Here is a 16,288-nt window from a genome sequence, read left to right on the forward strand (position 1 = left end):
ATGTCTTTTAAAGTGCTACATAGAGGATACCAACATATCCGACTATCATCTTCTTTTTCACTCACCTTGGATATTCAAGACTATCTTCGTTCCTTGGCGAGAGATGAAAAGGGAATTGAGTCTATCCAGTTTTACATGGATCAACAGCACTTTACTCTACGCATAAAAGAAGGCTTTTCTGTATTAGATAATGCAGAAGCCTTTTTAAAAAGAATTGATAAAGGGAAAGTTTCTGAGTTGATGACTCTTCCCATTCGTAGAGAAGAGAGTGCTTATTCTATTGTTTCAGGTGCAGCGATTAAGCGTGTACTTTTTCGTAGTTTTGTGCCGTATCCTATTCGCTATATATGGACTTGTTATCAGGCTTTTGGCTATATTAGAGAAGCCTATCAGACTCTAGCGTGTAAGGAGCTAACGATGGAGGTCTTAGACTGTTCGGCGATTTTATTGTCCTTGTTTATGAACCAATCCAAGACAGCTAGCAATATCATGTTTATGCTTGATTTGGGGAATCATTTAGATCAGTGGTCCTTGAAAAAAACTGCAACAGATCTAGAACAAAGCCTTCTTGCAAAAGAGAGCGATGTATTCCTAGTACAGGGCGATACGGTTGTTAGTATCAAGAGTTCTGATGTTCAAATAGGAGATGTCTTGGTCCTATCTCAAGGAAATGAAATTCTGTTTGATGGACAAGTAGTTTCAGGTTTAGGTATGGTCAACGAAAGTTCCTTGACGGGAGAGAGTTTTCCAGTTGAAAAAAGAGAGTCTGATTTAGTTTGTGCAAATACAGTATTAGAAACTGGAGAGTTACGCATTCGTGTAACCGATAATCAGATGAACAGCCGGATTTTACAACTGATTGAGTTGATGAAGAAATCTGAAGAAAACAAGAAAACGAAACAACGCTATTTCATCAAGATGGCGGATAAGGTCGTCAAATATAATTTCTTGGGAGCTGGGCTGACTTACCTATTGACAGGTTCTTTTTCTAAGGCTATTTCTTTCCTATTGGTCGATTTCTCCTGCGCTTTGAAAATCTCTACTCCTGTAGCTTATTTGACAGCTATCAAGGAGGGGTTGAATCGTGAAATGGTGATTAAGGATGGGGATGTTCTGGAGAAATATCTGGAAGTTGATACTTTCTTGTTTGATAAGACGGGAACAATCACAACTAGTTATCCTATAGTTGAAAAGGTGTTACCTTTTGGGGACTATAGTGAGGAAGATATTCTCAGAATCAGTGCCTGTCTTGAGGAACACATTTATCATCCTATTGCTAATGCCATCGTCAAGCAAGCTGAGATAGAGGGAATTGAACATGAGGAAATGCATGGGAAACTCCAATATATCGCAAGCAAGGGGATTAAATCTCATATAGATGGGCAACCAGTTCTTATTGGAAATTATGTCTTGATGCAGGATGAGCAAATTCATATCAATTCAGAACAAAATGCTTTAATTGAAGAGTACAAGAGTCACTATAATCTCTTATTCTTGGCTTATCAGAATGAATTGATTGGAATGTTCTGTATTCATACTCCGTTGAGAAAAGAAGCAAAAGCAGCCTTGGAGAAACTTAAGGCACAAGGGAAAAAATTGATTCTGGCAACAGGGGACACCTTGGTTAGAACAGAGGAATTAGTCAAAGATTTGCCCTTTGATCAGGTCTATACAGACTTGAAACCTGATGGGAAATTTGAGCTAGTAGAGGAACTGCAGAAAGCAGGTCACACTATTTTGATGGTTGGAGATGGCTTGAATGACTCAGCTGCTCTAACCCTATCAGATATCGGTGTGGTGATGAATGAGAGTGCAGATATTTCTAAGCAGATGAGCGATATCTTATTGTTAGATAATCGTTTGGATTTCTTCCAAGAGTTGGATTGGCTATCATCATCTTTGCAAACACTCATCAAGAAGAATATTCAAGATACCGTTGTAGTAAATAGTAGTTTGATTGGCTTTGGCTTATTTAATTGGCTCAGTCCTTCAAATCTCTCTATCTTACATAATCTAACAACCTTGCGCATAGTCCTGCGTAGCCTGTCTATTAAGGCTAGATAGATGTGGTTATCAACAACAAAAAGGAGTTACCTTTCTCGAGGTTAACTCCTTTTTTATAGGTAAATGTTGAACAGTTTAGTAAGTCAATACAAAATATTTCTTCTTGCCGCGACGGATAACAGTCAGTTCGTTCTCTAACTTATCAGCGTCACTCAAGACATAGTCAAGGTCTTGGATGCGGTCACCGTTGACGTAGATAGCTCCGTTTTGGACGTCTTCACGGGCTTGGCGTTTTGAGTTGACCACACCAGATGCCACGAGGAGTTCCACGATATTGTGGTTTTCGTCTGCTTGTACTTGGTAGTTTGGTACTCCACGAAGTCCTTGTTTGAGCTCTTTGACAGAAAGGTTTTTGATGTTTCCTGCAAAGAGTTGCTCAGTGATGTTGAGGGCTTCTTTGTAAGCTTCTTCGCCGTGAACAAGTGTTACGACTTCACGAGCCAAGACTTTTTGAGCCAAGCGTTCGTGTGGAGCTGCTTCAAACTGCTTGCGGATATCTTCAATCTCATCAAGTGACAAGAAAGTAAAGATTTTCAAGAAGCGAACAGCGTCAGCGTCCATAACGTTCATCCAGAATTGGTACATTTCGTATGGGGAAGTCTTTTCAGGATTGAGCCAGACTGCGTTTCCTTCTGATTTACCAAATTTCTTACCAGTTGCATCTGTGATCAATGGAACAGTGATAACGTGGCCAGTCTTGTCAGCCTTACGACGAAGCAATTCGGTACCAGCTGTCATATTTCCCCACTGGTCAGAACCACCGATTTGAAGGGTAACGTTGTAGTCTTGGTTAAGGACGAAGAAATCGTAACCTTGCATGATTTGGTAGGCAAACTCAGTGTAAGAAATCCCTGTTTCAATCCGTTTTTTCACAGACTCCTTGCTCATCATGTAGTTGACAGTGAAGTATTTTCCGATATCACGGAGGAAGTCAATGAAGCTGATGCTGCCAAACCAGTCGTAGTTGTTGACCATGACAGCCTTGTTTTCGCCATTTTCAAAGTCAAGAAAACGAGAAAGTTGTCCTTGGATAGACTTGACCCAGCCATCTACTGTGTCTTTTGTTTGGAGACTACGTTCAGCATCTTTGAAGGACGGATCTCCAATGAGACCTGTAGCACCGCCAACGAGCGCATAAGGTTTGTGACCTGCTAGTTGCAAGCGACGACTTGTCAAGATTGCGACAAGATGGCCTAGGTGAAGGCTGTCAGCAGTTGGATCGTAGCCAGTATAATAAGAAACTTGACCTTCTTCTAGGGCTCTACGCAAAGCTTCTTCATCAGTCGTTTGAAAAATCAAACCACGCTCTTTTAGCTCATCAAAAATGTGCATGTGTCTTTTCTCCTTTTTAAAAATATTGTTTCTACCTATTGTATCACAAACTTGGGCAATAGCCTAGTAGAATAGGGAAGAAAGTGGCTATTTTATTGAAAGTTTACCTTTTATGGTATAATAGTTACAGTGAGGAAATCCATGCAAAATCAATTAAATGAATTAAAACAAAAAATGCTGGAATTTTTCCAGCTAGTAAAATCAAAAATAAATCATAAAAAATCAGAGAAAGTCTCAGAAGAGAAGCAGTCGGATGGGACAGGTGGGAAAGTTCTGGCTATCCTAGGTAGCATTTTAGTTGTTATCAAGGGAATTTTGAATACTCTCTTTATTCTAGGCTTTATCGGTGGGCTTTTTGGTGCTGGTGTAGCTCTTGGTTATGGAGTTGCTTTGTTTGACAAGGCCAAGGTTCCCCAATCGGAGGACTTGGTCAAGCAGGTTAAAAATATTTCTTCCATCTCAGAAATTGTTTACGCAGATGGGAGTGTCATTGCTTCTATCGAGAGTGATTTACTGAGAACTTCTGTCTCATCTGAGGAAATATCGGACAATCTCAAAAAGGCTATCGTTGCAACTGAGGACGAACATTTTCTTGAACATAATGGGGTTGTGCCAAAAGCTGTGATTCGGGCGACTTTGGGAACCTTTGCAGGTTTGGGCTCATCTAGCGGGGGCTCGACCTTGACCCAACAGTTAATCAAACAACAAGTGGTTGGAGATGCTCCGACTTTGGCTCGTAAGGCTACAGAAATTGTTGATGCCCTTGCCTTGGAACGCAGCATGAGTAAGGATGAAATCTTGACTGCTTATCTCAATGTTGCTCCCTTTGGTCGAAATCATAAAGGGCAGAATATTGCAGGTGCCCAGCAAGCTGCTGAAGGGATTTTCGGTATCGATGCCAACAAGCTGAGTATTCCCCAAGCTGCCTTCCTAGCAGGTTTGCCACAGAGTCCGATTACTTATTCCCCTTATGAAAATACTGGAGAGTTAAAGAGTGATGAAGACTTAGAACTTGGTTTGAAGCGGGCCAAGGATGTTCTCTACAACATGTACCGTACGGGTGCTCTGACTCAGGAAGAATACGACCAGTACAAGGATTATAATCTCAAGCAAGATTTCTTGCCATCAGGAACTGTCAATGCTGTTTCGAGGGATTATCTCTACTTTACAGCTATGGCTGAAGCGACAGACCGTATGTATGATTATTTAGTTCAACAGGACAATGTCTCTAGCCAAGAGTTGAAAAACGAGTCGATTCAAAAGGCCTATCATGAGCGAGCTGAGCAGGAACTAAGTAATGGCGGTTACAAAATTACTACAACGATCAATAAAAAAATCCATAACGCTATGCAAAATGCAGTTGCTAACTATGGTCATTTGGTAGATGATTCGACTGGGCAGCCTGAAGTAGGGAATGTTTTGATGGACAATAAAACGGGGGCTGTTCTAGGCTTTGTTGGTGGTCGTAATTACCAGACCAACCAAAACAATCACGCCTTCGACACCAAGCGTTCGCCAGCCTCTACAACCAAGCCTTTGTTGGCCTACGGTATTGCCATTGATCAAGGTTTGATGGGAAGCGCTAGTATCTTGTCCAATTATCCAACAAAATTCTCTAATGGAAATCCTATCATGTATGTAAATAGTCCAGGTACAGGCATGATGACTTTGGGAGAAGCCTTGAACTATTCATGGAATATCCCAGCCTATTGGACCTATCGTATGCTTCGTGAGAAGGGTGTTGATGTCAAGGGCTATATGGAGAAAATGGGTTACGAGATTCCGGAGTACGGTATCGAAAGTCTGCCTATGGGCGGTGGTATTGAAGTCACAGTTGCCCAGCATACCAATGGTTATCAAACAATTGCTAATAACGGTGTTTATCATCAGAAACATGTGATTTCTAAGATTGAATCATCTGATGGTAGAGTAATCTATGAATTCCAAGACAAACCAGTTCAAGTGTACTCGAAGGCAACGGCAACAATTATGCAGAGTTTGCTTCGTGAGGTGATTTCATCTCGAATCACTTCAAGTTTCCAAACGGATTTGGCTTCTATCAATTCAAGCTTAGCTCGTGCAGACTGGATTGGTAAGACTGGTACAACTAATGAAGATGAAAATATGTGGCTCATGCTGTCAACACCAAGATTGACTCTAGGTGGTTGGCTAGGGCATGATGACAACCGCCCGATGGCTAAGGGGGCTGGGCATTATCGAAATGCCAAATATATGGCTTACTTGGTCAATGCTATCCAACAGGCTGAGCCTGGTGTTTGGGGCAATGAACGCTTTAATCTTGATTCTAGTGTGACCCAATCTCAGGTCCTCAAATCTACAGGGCAAAAGCCGGGCAAAGTATCCGTTAATGGAAAAACGGTGGATCTTTCAGGGGCTACTGTAACGAGTTATTGGGCTAATAAGGCGGGAGCTCCTACGACAAGCTATCACTTTGCTATTGGAGGAAGTGAAGCAGATTACCAAAATGCTTGGTCAAGTATTATTGGTAGTTTCTCATCTACACCAAGTTCAAGTAGTAGTTCTAGCAGTACATCAAGTTCATCATCTACACAACCAAATAGTAGAAGATAGGAAAGTGGCATTGATTGCCACTTTTTTCTTTTTTCCTTTCGTGTTACAATAAAGGTATGAATCAGTATCAGAAAAAGATTGTTAAAGGAACTATTTATTCGCTCCTATCCGGCTTAATCTGGGGAATCTGTGGAATTTTAGGAGAATATTTCTTTACTCATTATCAAGTGTCCTCTGGCTGGATTACCTCTATGCGTTTGACACTGGCAGGGAGTCTTGTGCTCATTTGGTCTGCAGTGCAATTAAAATCGCAAGTGCTAGATATTTGGCGAGATAAGAAAAATTACCTACCCTTTTTAGCCTATGCTATTTTGGGGATTTTTTCAGTTCAGTATTTTTTCTACCTCTGCGTAGAATATTCTAATGCAGCGACAGCAACTATTTTACAGTTTATTAGCCCTGTCTTTATCCTCTTTTACAATCGCTTGGTTTATCAAAAACGAGCGTCAAAAAGTGCTATTCTTTATGTTTTGGTTGCCATGTTGGGTGTTTGCCTGATGGCGACAAAGGGAGATCTCTCTCAATTATCCATGACACCACTAGCACTTGTGACGGGTTTGCTGAGTGCCATGGGGGTCATGTTTAATGTTATCTTACCTCAACCTTTTGCGAAGCGTTATGGTTTTGTTCCCACGGTTGGGTGGGGGATGATTTTGGCAGGTTTGTTTAGCAATGTCCTTTCCCCTGTTTACAAGCTCTCCTTTACTCCTGATATTTGGAGTATCTTGATTTGTCTCATTATTGCTTTCTTTGGGACAGCTTTTGCTTTTTTTATTTCCATGAAGGCTGTGTCCTTGGTTTCTCCTTTGGTGGTTTCCGTTATTAGTGCCAGTGAACCTCTCTCTTCTGCCCTTTTGAGTGTTTTATTTTTAGGTTTAGTAGTGGATTGGTCCCTTCTTCTAGCTATGGCCTTGATTATTTTACCTATGATTTTCCTATCGATAGAAGAAGCGAAAGAAAGTAAATAAAAAGTCTTTTCTTAATTCTAAAAGTGTGCTATACTAGAATAGTCAATAAAACACGGGGAGATAGTTGTGAAGAGTGTTTTTAGGTTGTATCGGTAGGGGCTTGCTTTTACCGACAGCACGTTTTATCTCACATCCCTAAAAATCATACCTAAAAACAAACAAAAAGGCTTCAAATTTGAGGCCTTTTTTGGTAGAATAGGTATCATTAAAATGAACTAGGAGGCGCCTATGACTGCTACAAAAATGAACGCTCAAGAAATTATCCAATTTATCGCCAATGCTGAAAAGAAAACCAGTGTGAAAGTAACATTTGAGGGACAACTCGCAACTGCTGTACCTAGCTCTGTTGTCAAACTAGGAAATGTTCTATTCGGAGACTGGAAGGACGTGGCTCCGCTTCTCGATGGTTTGGTAGAAAATCAAGACTATGTTGTTGAGCAAGATGCTCGCAATTCTGCAGTTCCCTTGCTAGACAAACGTGCTATCAACGCTCGTATCGAGCCAGGTGCTATTATCCGTGACCAAGTTGAAATTGGAGACAATGCTGTTATCATGATGGGGGCTGTTATCAATATCGGTGCTGAAATTGGTGCAGGAACTATGATTGACATGGGTGCCATCCTTGGTGGCCGTGCTATCGTTGGGAAAAACAGTCACGTTGGTGCAGGTGCGGTTCTTGCAGGTGTGATTGAGCCAGCTAGCGCAGAACCAGTCCGTGTTGGAGACAATGTTCTCATCGGTGCCAATGCAGTAGTTATCGAAGGGGTCCAAATCGGTAGTGGTTCAGTTGTTGCAGCAGGAGCTATTGTTACCCAAGATGTCCCAGAAAACGTGGTGGTAGCAGGTGTTCCAGCTCGCATTATCAAAGAGATTGATGCCCAAACCCAACAAAAAACAGCGCTAGAGGATGCGCTTCGTACCTTATAATTGTAAAAGTAATAAAGAGGCGGAACCCTTCTTCCAGCCTCTTTCTGCTATATCGGAGGATAGATAGATGTTAGATTTGATTCAGACTAGACGAGATTTGCACCAGATTCCAGAGATTGGCTTGGAGGAGTTCAAGACTCATGCTTATTTGCTGGATGTGATTGAAAAATTGACTGCGGGCAAGGAGTTTGTTCAAGTTCGTACTTGGCGGACAGGTATTTTGGTTTACTTGCAGGGAAGTCAGCCAGAGCGTACCATTGGTTGGCGAACAGACATTGATGGTCTGCCTATCGTCGAACAAACAGGACTTCCTTTCGCTTCTCAGCACCAAGGTCGTATGCACGCTTGTGGCCATGATTTCCACATGACTATTGCCTTGGGCTGCCTTGAGCGAGCCCTTGAGGAGCAACCAAAGAACAATCTGCTCTTTTTGTTTCAGCCTGCTGAAGAAAATGAAGCTGGTGGCATGCTCATGTATGAGGATGGCGCTTTTGGAGACTGGTTGCCAGACCAGTTTTATGGCCTTCATGTTAGGCCAGATTTGAAGGTTGGTCAGATTGCGACCAATACTCATACACTCTTTGCAGGGACTTGTGAGGTGAAGATTCGTTTCAAAGGCAAAGGTGGCCACGCAGCCTTTCCACATGAAGCCAATGACGCTTTGGTGGCTGCTAGTTACTTTGTGACCCAGGTGCAGTCAGTTGTCAGCCGCAATGTCAACCCAATCGAGGGAGCAGTGGTGACCTTTGGAGTTTTCCAAGCTGGAACAACCAATAATGTCATCACAGACACAGCCTTTTTGCATGGAACTATTCGGGCTTTGACACAGGACATGAGTCTCTTGGTGCAAAAGCGGGTCAAAACAGTTGCAGAAGGGGTTGCAGCTGCCTTCGATATGGAAGTCGAAGTGGAACTCAAACAAGGTGGTTACCTGCCTGTTGAGAACCATCCAGCCTTGGCGCGTGAACTGATGGACTTCTTTGAAGAAAAAGACGGAATTGAGTTGATTGATATCGAACCTGCTATGACAGGTGAAGACTTTGGTTATCTCCTTTCAAAAGTTGATGGCGTTATGTTCTGGCTAGGTATTGATAGTCCCTACGCCCTTCATCACCCTCAGATGAGTCCTAAGGAAGAAGCATTAGCTATTGGGGTGGATGCGGTCTTTAGTTTCCTGAAAAAGAAGGCAGCAGAATAGAGGGGTTGTCTATGAAATCGGAATTACGTAAGCAAGTCTTGCGAGAAATGAAGGCTATATCTCAAGAGCAAAAACAGTTTATAGATCAAACTTTAACCGAAAGACTTTTACAACACCCCTTTTACCAAGAAGCTAAGATCATCGCAACCTACCTCTCTTTTCCTCATGAGTTTCAAACGCAGGAACTGATTGAGCAGGCGCTGAAGGACGGCAAGAAGGTTCTGATACCCAAAACTTATCCCAAGGGACGCATGAACTTTGTAGTCTATGATCCGCAACAGTTGGTAAAAACTTCCTTTGGCTTACTGGAACCACAGGGAGATTTGGAAGTGGTGGATGCCTCTCAGATTGATTTGATTCATGTTCCGGGCTTGGTTTTTACGACGAAAGGATATCGGATAGGATACGGTGGAGGTTATTATGATCGCTATCTGAAACATTTTTCTGGTCATACTTTGAGTACGATATATCCTTGTCAAATTCAGGACTTTATCCCTGAAAACCATGATATTCCTGTTCAGGAGGTTCTGATTGATGAAGGAAATCTTTGATAGACGTTACCCTGTGACGAGTTTCTTCCTCTTAGTGACGGCCTTGGTGTTTTTACTAATGTTGGTGACTACAGGAGGAAACTTTGACAGGGCGGATACATTATTTCGATTTGGAGCCATGTATGGGCCAGCTATTCGCCTCTTTCCTGAGCAAATTTGGCGTCTCTTTTCTGCCATTTTTGTTCATATTGGTTGGGAGCATTTCATTGTTAATATGCTTTCCCTTTATTATCTTGGTAGACAAGTAGAGGAAATTTTCGGATCCAAGAAGTTTTTCTTTCTCTATCTCTTATCTGGAATGATGGGCAATCTCTTTGTTTTTGTATTTAGTCCAAAATCCTTAGCAGCAGGAGCTTCTACTTCTCTCTATGGGCTATTTGCCGCGATTATCATTCTTCGCTATGCTACGCGTAATCCTTATATCCAGCAGTTGGGGCAATCCTATCTGACACTTTTTGTGGTTAATATTATTGGAAGTGTTCTGATTCCAGGAATCAGCCTAGCAGGCCATATCGGGGGAGCAGTTGGTGGAGCATTTCTAGCAATTATCTTTCCAGTTCGAGGAGAAAGACGGATGTATAGTACCAGCCAGAGGTTAGGAGCGGTAGTCTTGTTTGTAGGACTCGCAGTCTTGCTTCTCTACAGGGGAATGGGGTTGTGAGAGCTTATAATAATAGTTGTGTAATGAAAAAAGATAAGGCATTTTTGAACTGCACCCCAAAAGTTAGACATAAAAATCTAACTTTTGGGGTGTTTTTATTATGAAATTAACTTATGAAGATAAAGTTCAAATATATGAATTAAGAAAGAAAGGAGAGAGCTTTAGACAACTTTCAAATCAATTTAGGATAAACATTTCTAATCTTCAGTACATGATTAAATTGATTGATCGTTATGGAATAGAAATCGTCAAAAAAGGAAAGAATTGTTACTATTCTCCTGAACTAAAACAAGAGATCATTGATAAAGTTCTTCTTGAGGGGCATTCACAAATTAGGGCGTCTATGGATTATGCTCTTCCAAATAGTGGATTACTTTCGAATTGGCTGGCACAATACAAGAAAAACGGGTATACTATTGTTGAGAAAACAAGAGGGAGACCACCTAAAATGGGACGTAAGCCAAAGAAGAGATTTGAAGATATGACAGAATTAGAACGTCTTCAAGCAGAAAATGAGTACTTGAGAGCGGAGAATGCCATTCTAAAAAAGTTGAGAGAACTCCGATTGAGGGACGAAAAGAAGCAAGAAGAAAAACGGAAATTGTTCAAGGACTTGTAACAGAGTTTTCTTTAGATATCCTTCTAAAGATTATTAAGCTTGCCCGTTCAACTTATTATTACCACTTAAAACAGCTGGATCAAAGCGATAAAGATTATGATATTAAAGCTGAAATTCAGTCAACTTATACTGAGCATAAAGGAAATTACGGCTATCGTCGCATGACTCTAGAATTACGAAATCGTGGCTTCGTAGTGAACCATAAGAAGGTGCAGCGTCTGATGAAAGTACTTGGTTTAACGGCTCGAATTCGCCGTAAACGGAAGTATTCTTCCTACCAAGGAGAGGTTGGCAAGAAAGCAGATAATCTTATTCAACGTCAATTTGAAGCAACCAAACCAATGCAAAAGTGCTACACAGATGTGACAGAATTTGCCATTCCAGCAAGCAGCCAAAAGCTTTATTTATCACCAGTTTTAGATGGCTTTAACAGCGAAATTATCTCCTACAATCTTTCTACTTCGCCGAACTTAGTACAAATGAAAGCTATGCTAGAACAAGCCTTTACAGAGAACCATTACGAAAATACAATTCTCCATAGTGATCAAGGATGGCAATACCAACACGATTTTTATCATCATTTTTTAAAGAATAAGGGAATCCAACCATCTATGTCACGTAAGGGAAATAGTCCAGATAACGGTATGATGGAATCTTTCTTTGGCATTCTTAAGTCTGAAATGTTTTATGGTTATGAGAATACGTTTCAGTCACTTGAACACTTGGAACAAGCTATTGTAGACTATATTGATTACTACAACAACAAACGAATTAAGGTAAAACTAAAAGGACTTAGCCCTGTACAATACAGAACTAAATCCTTTGCTTAAATTAATTGTCTAACTTTTTGGGGTCAGTACATTTTGAACCTTATCTTTTTTATTTTATTCCTTCTCAGCTAATTCTTTTCCTAGTTGGATGAGGTAATCTTTCAAGTCATCTTTGACTTGTGGGTGCTTGAGGGCATAGTCAATAGATGTTTTCATAAAGCCAAACTTATCCCCAACGTCGTAACGAGCTCCTGTAAATTCGCGAGCGAAAACACGTTGTGTTTTATTAAGGGTATCAATCGCATCGGTAAGCTGGATTTCATTTCCAGCACCGGGAGCTTGATTTTCGAGGATCTCAAAAATTTCTGGTGTGAGCAGATAGCGTCCGATGATTGCCAAATCACTTGGAGCATCTTCTGGAGCTGGTTTTTCAACAAAAGTTTCGACACTGTAGAGACCATTAATCCCTTCACCCTGAGGAGCGATAACTCCATATGCTGAAACTTCTTCATGAGGGACAGGCATAACAGCAATTGTTGATGCGTGAGTTGTCTCGTAATCGTTCATCAATTGTTTTGTCAAAGGGACAGCATGGTCATCTGTGATATCCATTAGGTCGTCACCAAGCATGACAACGAAGGGCTCATTCCCTACAAAAGCTTTTGCTTGTAAGACAGCATCGCCAAGACCACGAGGATGGCTTTGACGGATAAAGTGAAGGCGAATGCCAGTTGTTTCGTCTACCAATTTTAGCAAGTCGTGTTTGCCCTTTTCCTTGAGGTTGTACTCAAGCTCAAAGTTTGAGTCGAAGTGGTCCTCGATAGAACGTTTTGATTTACCAGTGACAACCAGAATATCTTCAATACCTGATTTAAGAGCTTCTTCTACGATAAACTGGATAGTTGGTTTATCTACAATTGGCAACATTTCTTTCGCAAGTGCTTTGGTGGCTGGTAAGAAACGAGTTCCGAGTCCAGCGGCAGGGATGACTGCTTTTCTAACTTTTGATGTCATAAGAATCCTTTCTCTAGAGGGTTAAGACCACTCATTCTCTGCTTTAAATTCATTATTCATGATGTCATAAATGGCATCTTTAATATTGGTTCCGTGGTAGATAACTTGGTAAATGGCCTGTGTAATGGGCATATAGACTCCAAGTTCTTGCGCTAGTTCATAGGCTGCTCTAGTCGTTGAGATTCCTTCAATCACCATGCCCATATTGGCCTCGATATCAGCTAGGGATTCTCCACGACCAAGGGCATCGCCGGCTCTCCAGTTGCGAGAGTGGATGGAGGTTCCCGTCACAATCAAATCTCCCACACCAGATAAGCCACTATAGGTCAACGGACTGGCACCGAGTGCCACCCCTAGGCGGGTAATTTCTGCCAGTCCTCGAGCGATGATGGCTGCCTTGGCATTGTCTCCAAATCCAAGACCATGTAAAGCACCGGCACCAACAGCAATAATATTTTTAAGAGCACCAGCAGTTTCAACCCCGATAACATCCGTATTGGTATAAAGTCGGAAGTAGTGATTACTAAAGAGTTCTTGAACGTATTGAGCTGTTTGTAAATCTTTAGAAGCAGCAGTGATTAAAGTCAGGTCACGTACAATGGTTTCTTCCGCATGACTAGGTCCTGAAACAACGACAATATCACTGCGGAGATGTTCAGGAATTTCTTCTTCAAGGATGATTGATAATCGTTTATGGCTATCGGGTTCTAATCCCTTTGAAGCGTGCATGATGATAGCCTTATGGTCTAGGGTTTGTGCAACTTGTTGTGCAACAAGTCGTGTCACTTTTGTTGGGACAACAAACAAAATCGCATCTACATCTCTCAGTGCCTCTGATAAGTCGGTGTAGGCAATGATATTTTCATCTAGAACGACATCTTTAAAGTAGTGTTTATTAGTATGGTGTGTATTAATTTCATTGATTTGCTCGGGAATGTTTCCCCAAATACGTACCTCGTGTCCATTGTCATTTAAGACTTGTGAAAGGGCAGTTCCCCAAGAACCAGGCCCCAAGACGGCGACGGTTTGTTTTTCCATGTTTTCCTCCTTGATAGAGTCCTTTCTCTTATTCTATCATATTCTGGAGGATTTTGCACTTGCATTGCTGGGGGAGTGGTTGCTTTGTTACTTGAAAAATATATAAAAACCGAGCCTAAGTATTAAACTCTTAGACTCGGTTTTTATATTCCTTAAAGAATAACTCGGTTTATTTCAATTGATCTGTAATGTCTTTTGATAGCAACATTCCCAGATGATAAGTTTTATTGATGTAAGCAATGACATCATTGATATTTTCAGTCGTGTGAATTTTCTCTTTGATATCAGTCCTAAATGTTTCATCCTTCAAAAGTTGTTCTTGGTAGAGTTTTTGCAGTCTCTCCTTCTCGTACTTATTGAGCAGAAAAAGGAACACCAAGCTAATTACAACGAGGATATAAGCATATTGGCTCATAGAATATCTCCCTGTATGATAAAGAAGTAGTAGTGAGTAGATTGAATTAGTGAAGCGCCTAACCAAATCCCTGATAGGGTTTGACATTCGTTGCTTAGATTGCCTTGCATTCTAGTGACTTGAAGATTGCCACCAGCCACTAAGCCAATTAATAGATTTGGTTGACCAATTTAGTGAGGCGTTTAGGCAAGTGTCTCTGGTTACGACGTAAAGAAACATAAATCGATAATATTTATGTTTCTTTACTAGTGAAGTGCCTAGCCAAATTCCTGACAGGATTTGGCGTTAGTTACTTAGATTGCTTTGCAATCAAGTAACTTTGGCGATTTACATCTTCTCTGGCGCTTCTACTCCAAGCAAGCGAAGGGCTTCTTTGAGAACGACTGCGGTTGCGTAGCTGAGGGCTAGACGGCTGTCGCGTTCTGGACTTTCATCCAAGATACGTGTATGTGCATAGTATTTGTTGAAGGCTTGAGCTAGGCTAATTGCAAATTTAGCAATGATAGAAGGTTCAAAGTTATCCGCCGCACGGTTGATAATACGTGGGAAGTCTTGGATGAGTTTGATGATTTCCCAACTTTCAGCGTCATTCAAGCTATAGTTGCCAGCTGTTTCTGGTTTGAAATCCGCTTTACGTAAGATAGATTGGATACGAGCGTAGGCGTATTGAACATAAGGTCCAGTTTCACCCTCGAAAGATACCATAGCCTCTAGGTCAAAGTCATATCCGTTTGTACGGTCAGTTTTGAGGTCATAGAATTTAATGGCTCCAACCCCAACAGCATGCGCTACCTGGTCTTTGTTTTCTAGTTCAGGATTTTTAGCCTCGATTTGGGCCTTGGCACGGCTAATAGCCTCTGCAACAGTAGGCTCTAGTAAGATGACATTCCCTTTACGAGTAGAGAGTTTTTTCCCTTCTTTTGTAACCAAACCAAAAGGAACGTGAGTAATGTCTTCACTCCAATCGTAGCCCATCTCTTGCAAAACAGCTTTGAGTTGTTTAAAGTGGGCAGATTGTTCTTGACCAACAACGTAGATAGATTTAGCAAATTGGTATTCGTTTTTACGGTAAAGGGCTGCAGCCAAGTCACGAGTGATATAGAGAGTTGCACCATCAGATTTCTTGATAAGGGCTGGATGTTCAATTCCATATTTCTCAAGATTGACAACTTGGGCACCTTCTGATTCAACAAGAAGACCTTTTTCAGAAAGAATGTCTACAACTGCATCCATCTTATCGTTGTAGAAAGCCTCTCCGTTGTAGCTGTCAAATTCAACCTTCAGTTCATTGTAAAGGCGGTTAAATTCCACTAAACTTTCATCACGGAACCATTGCCAAAGTGCGAGAGCTTCCTCGTCTCCATTTTCCAGTTTACGGAACCATTCGCGCGCTTCTTCATCCAAGCTAGGGTCATTTTCAGCTTCAGCATTGATACGAACGTAGAGTTTAAGAAGTTCATCAATTGGATGAGCTTTTACAGCTTCTTCGTCGCCCCATTTTTTGTAGGCAACAATCAGCATCCCAAACTGTTTACCCCAGTCTCCCAAATGGTTGACCTTGACCGTTTGATAACCGATTTTTTGGAAAATATGTGACAAGCTATCTCCGATAACAGTTGAGCGCAGGTGACCGATAGAAAATGGTTTAGCGATATTGGGACTAGACATATCGATAACAACATTTTCTTGTTTACCAATATGTTGGTCAGCATAGTGCCCTTTTTCAGTGATAACAGCTTGCAATACTTGAGCAGAAATGGCAGATTTATCAAGGAAAAAGTTGACGTAAGGTCCTGTTGCAACAACTTTTTCAAAGGCTTGGCTGTTAATTTTTTCAGCCAGTTCAGCCGCAATCATTTGAGGTGCTTTACGTTCGACTTTTGCAAGAGAAAAAGCAGGGAAAGCAATGTCTCCCATTTCTGAGTTTTTAGGGGTTTCCAGTAAATTTAAAATAGCCTCTTGGTCCAGGCTATCAATGACGCTAGCCAATTCGCTAGCAATCAATTCTTTTGTATTCATTAAGAGCTCCTTTTTGGACTTTTCTACTATTTTATCACAATTTTAAAGAAAGAAGAAAAAATTTTTGAAATCTCCTATTTTTTTGGTATAATATAGTTATAAAATTAGTTATAAATATGC

Annotated in this window: 13 protein-coding genes; 8 read left to right on the plus strand and 5 right to left on the minus strand. The window is 41.2% G+C overall.

Annotation, left to right across the window (positions count from 1 at the left end; translation table 11 throughout):
- Nucleotides 1-2,064 (plus strand): heavy metal translocating P-type ATPase, encoded by a 2,064-nt coding sequence (locus TZ91_RS06535; RefSeq protein WP_033685317.1) that lies wholly within the window; start codon nucleotides 1-3, stop codon nucleotides 2,062-2,064.
- Between the two features lie 75 nt (nucleotides 2,065-2,139).
- Here TZ91_RS06535 and tyrS read toward each other — a convergent pair whose 3' ends face one another.
- Nucleotides 2,140-3,396, minus strand: a complete 1,257-nt coding sequence (gene tyrS, locus TZ91_RS06540) for a tyrosine--tRNA ligase (RefSeq protein ID WP_033685316.1) — start codon at nucleotides 3,394-3,396, stop codon at nucleotides 2,140-2,142.
- 141 nt (nucleotides 3,397-3,537) lie between these two features.
- Here tyrS and pbp1b point away from each other — a divergent pair, with 141 nt between their 5' ends.
- The 7 genes from pbp1b (at nucleotide 3,538) to TZ91_RS10170 (ending at nucleotide 11,742) form a co-directional block, all read left to right on the plus strand.
- Nucleotides 3,538-5,988 carry a penicillin-binding protein PBP1B gene (gene pbp1b, locus TZ91_RS06545; protein WP_020903399.1) on the plus strand — a complete coding sequence of 817 codons (2,451 nt, stop codon included), beginning with the start codon at nucleotides 3,538-3,540 and terminating at the stop codon, nucleotides 5,986-5,988.
- 56 nt (nucleotides 5,989-6,044) lie between these two features.
- Nucleotides 6,045-6,956 carry a DMT family transporter gene (locus TZ91_RS06550; protein WP_024056840.1) on the plus strand — a complete coding sequence of 304 codons (912 nt, stop codon included), beginning with the start codon at nucleotides 6,045-6,047 and terminating at the stop codon, nucleotides 6,954-6,956.
- A 228-nt stretch (nucleotides 6,957-7,184) separates the two neighbouring features.
- On the plus strand, nucleotides 7,185-7,883 hold the full coding sequence (dapD, locus tag TZ91_RS06555; RefSeq protein ID WP_000127460.1) for a 2,3,4,5-tetrahydropyridine-2,6-dicarboxylate N-acetyltransferase: 699 nt from the start codon (nucleotides 7,185-7,187) through the stop codon (nucleotides 7,881-7,883).
- A 67-nt stretch (nucleotides 7,884-7,950) separates the two neighbouring features.
- The gene (locus TZ91_RS06560; RefSeq protein ID WP_033685315.1) at nucleotides 7,951-9,081 is read left to right on the plus strand and encodes an N-acetyldiaminopimelate deacetylase; all 1,131 of its coding nucleotides are present in this window, start codon (nucleotides 7,951-7,953) and stop codon (nucleotides 9,079-9,081) included.
- Nucleotides 9,082-9,092: 11 nt separating this feature from the next.
- Complete coding sequence (locus TZ91_RS06565; RefSeq protein WP_033685314.1) at nucleotides 9,093-9,632, plus strand: 5-formyltetrahydrofolate cyclo-ligase; 540 nt, start codon at nucleotides 9,093-9,095, stop codon at nucleotides 9,630-9,632.
- Nucleotides 9,616-10,293: a rhomboid family intramembrane serine protease gene (locus TZ91_RS06570; RefSeq protein ID WP_033687455.1), complete on the plus strand. Its 678-nt coding sequence runs from the start codon at nucleotides 9,616-9,618 to the stop codon at nucleotides 10,291-10,293. The genes TZ91_RS06565 and TZ91_RS06570 overlap by 17 nt, the downstream gene beginning before the upstream one ends.
- Nucleotides 10,294-10,393: 100 nt before the next feature.
- Nucleotides 10,394-11,742, plus strand: a protein-coding gene (locus TZ91_RS10170; RefSeq protein WP_128969932.1) for an IS3 family transposase whose coding sequence is annotated in 2 segments (ribosomal slippage) — nucleotides 10,394-10,844 and nucleotides 10,844-11,742 — 1,350 coding nt in all. Because the reading frame shifts where the segments join, the coding sequence is not laid out codon by codon here.
- Nucleotides 11,743-11,796: 54 nt separating this feature from the next.
- Here TZ91_RS10170 and galU read toward each other — a convergent pair.
- From galU to argS, 4 genes are all read right to left on the minus strand, one after another.
- Nucleotides 11,797-12,696, minus strand: coding sequence for a UTP--glucose-1-phosphate uridylyltransferase GalU (gene galU, locus TZ91_RS06585; RefSeq protein ID WP_033685312.1), 900 nt, complete (start codon nucleotides 12,694-12,696; stop codon nucleotides 11,797-11,799).
- Nucleotides 12,697-12,717: 21 nt separating this feature from the next.
- On the minus strand, nucleotides 12,718-13,734 hold the full coding sequence (locus TZ91_RS06590) for an NAD(P)H-dependent glycerol-3-phosphate dehydrogenase (protein ID WP_033687451.1): 1,017 nt from the start codon (nucleotides 13,732-13,734) through the stop codon (nucleotides 12,718-12,720).
- A gap of 169 nt (nucleotides 13,735-13,903) precedes the next feature.
- On the minus strand, nucleotides 13,904-14,149 hold the full coding sequence (locus tag TZ91_RS06595; protein WP_000084858.1) for a hypothetical protein: 246 nt from the start codon (nucleotides 14,147-14,149) through the stop codon (nucleotides 13,904-13,906).
- A 327-nt stretch (nucleotides 14,150-14,476) separates the two neighbouring features.
- Nucleotides 14,477-16,168, minus strand: a complete 1,692-nt coding sequence (argS, locus tag TZ91_RS06600; protein ID WP_033687449.1) for an arginine--tRNA ligase — start codon at nucleotides 16,166-16,168, stop codon at nucleotides 14,477-14,479.
- Nucleotides 16,169-16,288 lie beyond the last annotated feature (120 nt).

Origin of the sequence: Streptococcus mitis (genome assembly GCF_000960025.1) — a bacterium.
Taxonomy (GTDB): Bacteria; Bacillota; Bacilli; order Lactobacillales; family Streptococcaceae; genus Streptococcus; species Streptococcus mitis_DH.

Bases quoted from the DNA above. Each gene is read 5' to 3' on its own strand.
- pbp1b (WP_020903399.1), top strand. From the start codon at position 3,538: ATGCAAAATCAATTAAATGAATTAAAACAAAAAATGCTGGAATTTTTC.
- TZ91_RS06550 (WP_024056840.1), top strand. From the start codon at position 6,045: ATGAATCAGTATCAGAAAAAGATTGTTAAAGGAACTATTTATTCGCTC.
- TZ91_RS06565 (WP_033685314.1), top strand. From the start codon at position 9,093: ATGAAATCGGAATTACGTAAGCAAGTCTTGCGAGAAATGAAGGCTATA.
- TZ91_RS06535 (WP_033685317.1), top strand. From the start codon at position 1: ATGTCTTTTAAAGTGCTACATAGAGGATACCAACATATCCGACTATCA.
- tyrS (WP_033685316.1), bottom strand. From the start codon at position 3,396: ATGCACATTTTTGATGAGCTAAAAGAGCGTGGTTTGATTTTTCAAACG.
- galU (WP_033685312.1), bottom strand. From the start codon at position 12,696: ATGACATCAAAAGTTAGAAAAGCAGTCATCCCTGCCGCTGGACTCGGA.
- TZ91_RS06595 (WP_000084858.1), bottom strand. From the start codon at position 14,149: ATGAGCCAATATGCTTATATCCTCGTTGTAATTAGCTTGGTGTTCCTT.
- TZ91_RS06560 (WP_033685315.1), top strand. From the start codon at position 7,951: ATGTTAGATTTGATTCAGACTAGACGAGATTTGCACCAGATTCCAGAG.
- TZ91_RS06590 (WP_033687451.1), bottom strand. From the start codon at position 13,734: ATGGAAAAACAAACCGTCGCCGTCTTGGGGCCTGGTTCTTGGGGAACT.
- TZ91_RS06570 (WP_033687455.1), top strand. From the start codon at position 9,616: ATGAAGGAAATCTTTGATAGACGTTACCCTGTGACGAGTTTCTTCCTC.
- dapD (WP_000127460.1), top strand. From the start codon at position 7,185: ATGACTGCTACAAAAATGAACGCTCAAGAAATTATCCAATTTATCGCC.
- argS (WP_033687449.1), bottom strand. From the start codon at position 16,168: ATGAATACAAAAGAATTGATTGCTAGCGAATTGGCTAGCGTCATTGAT.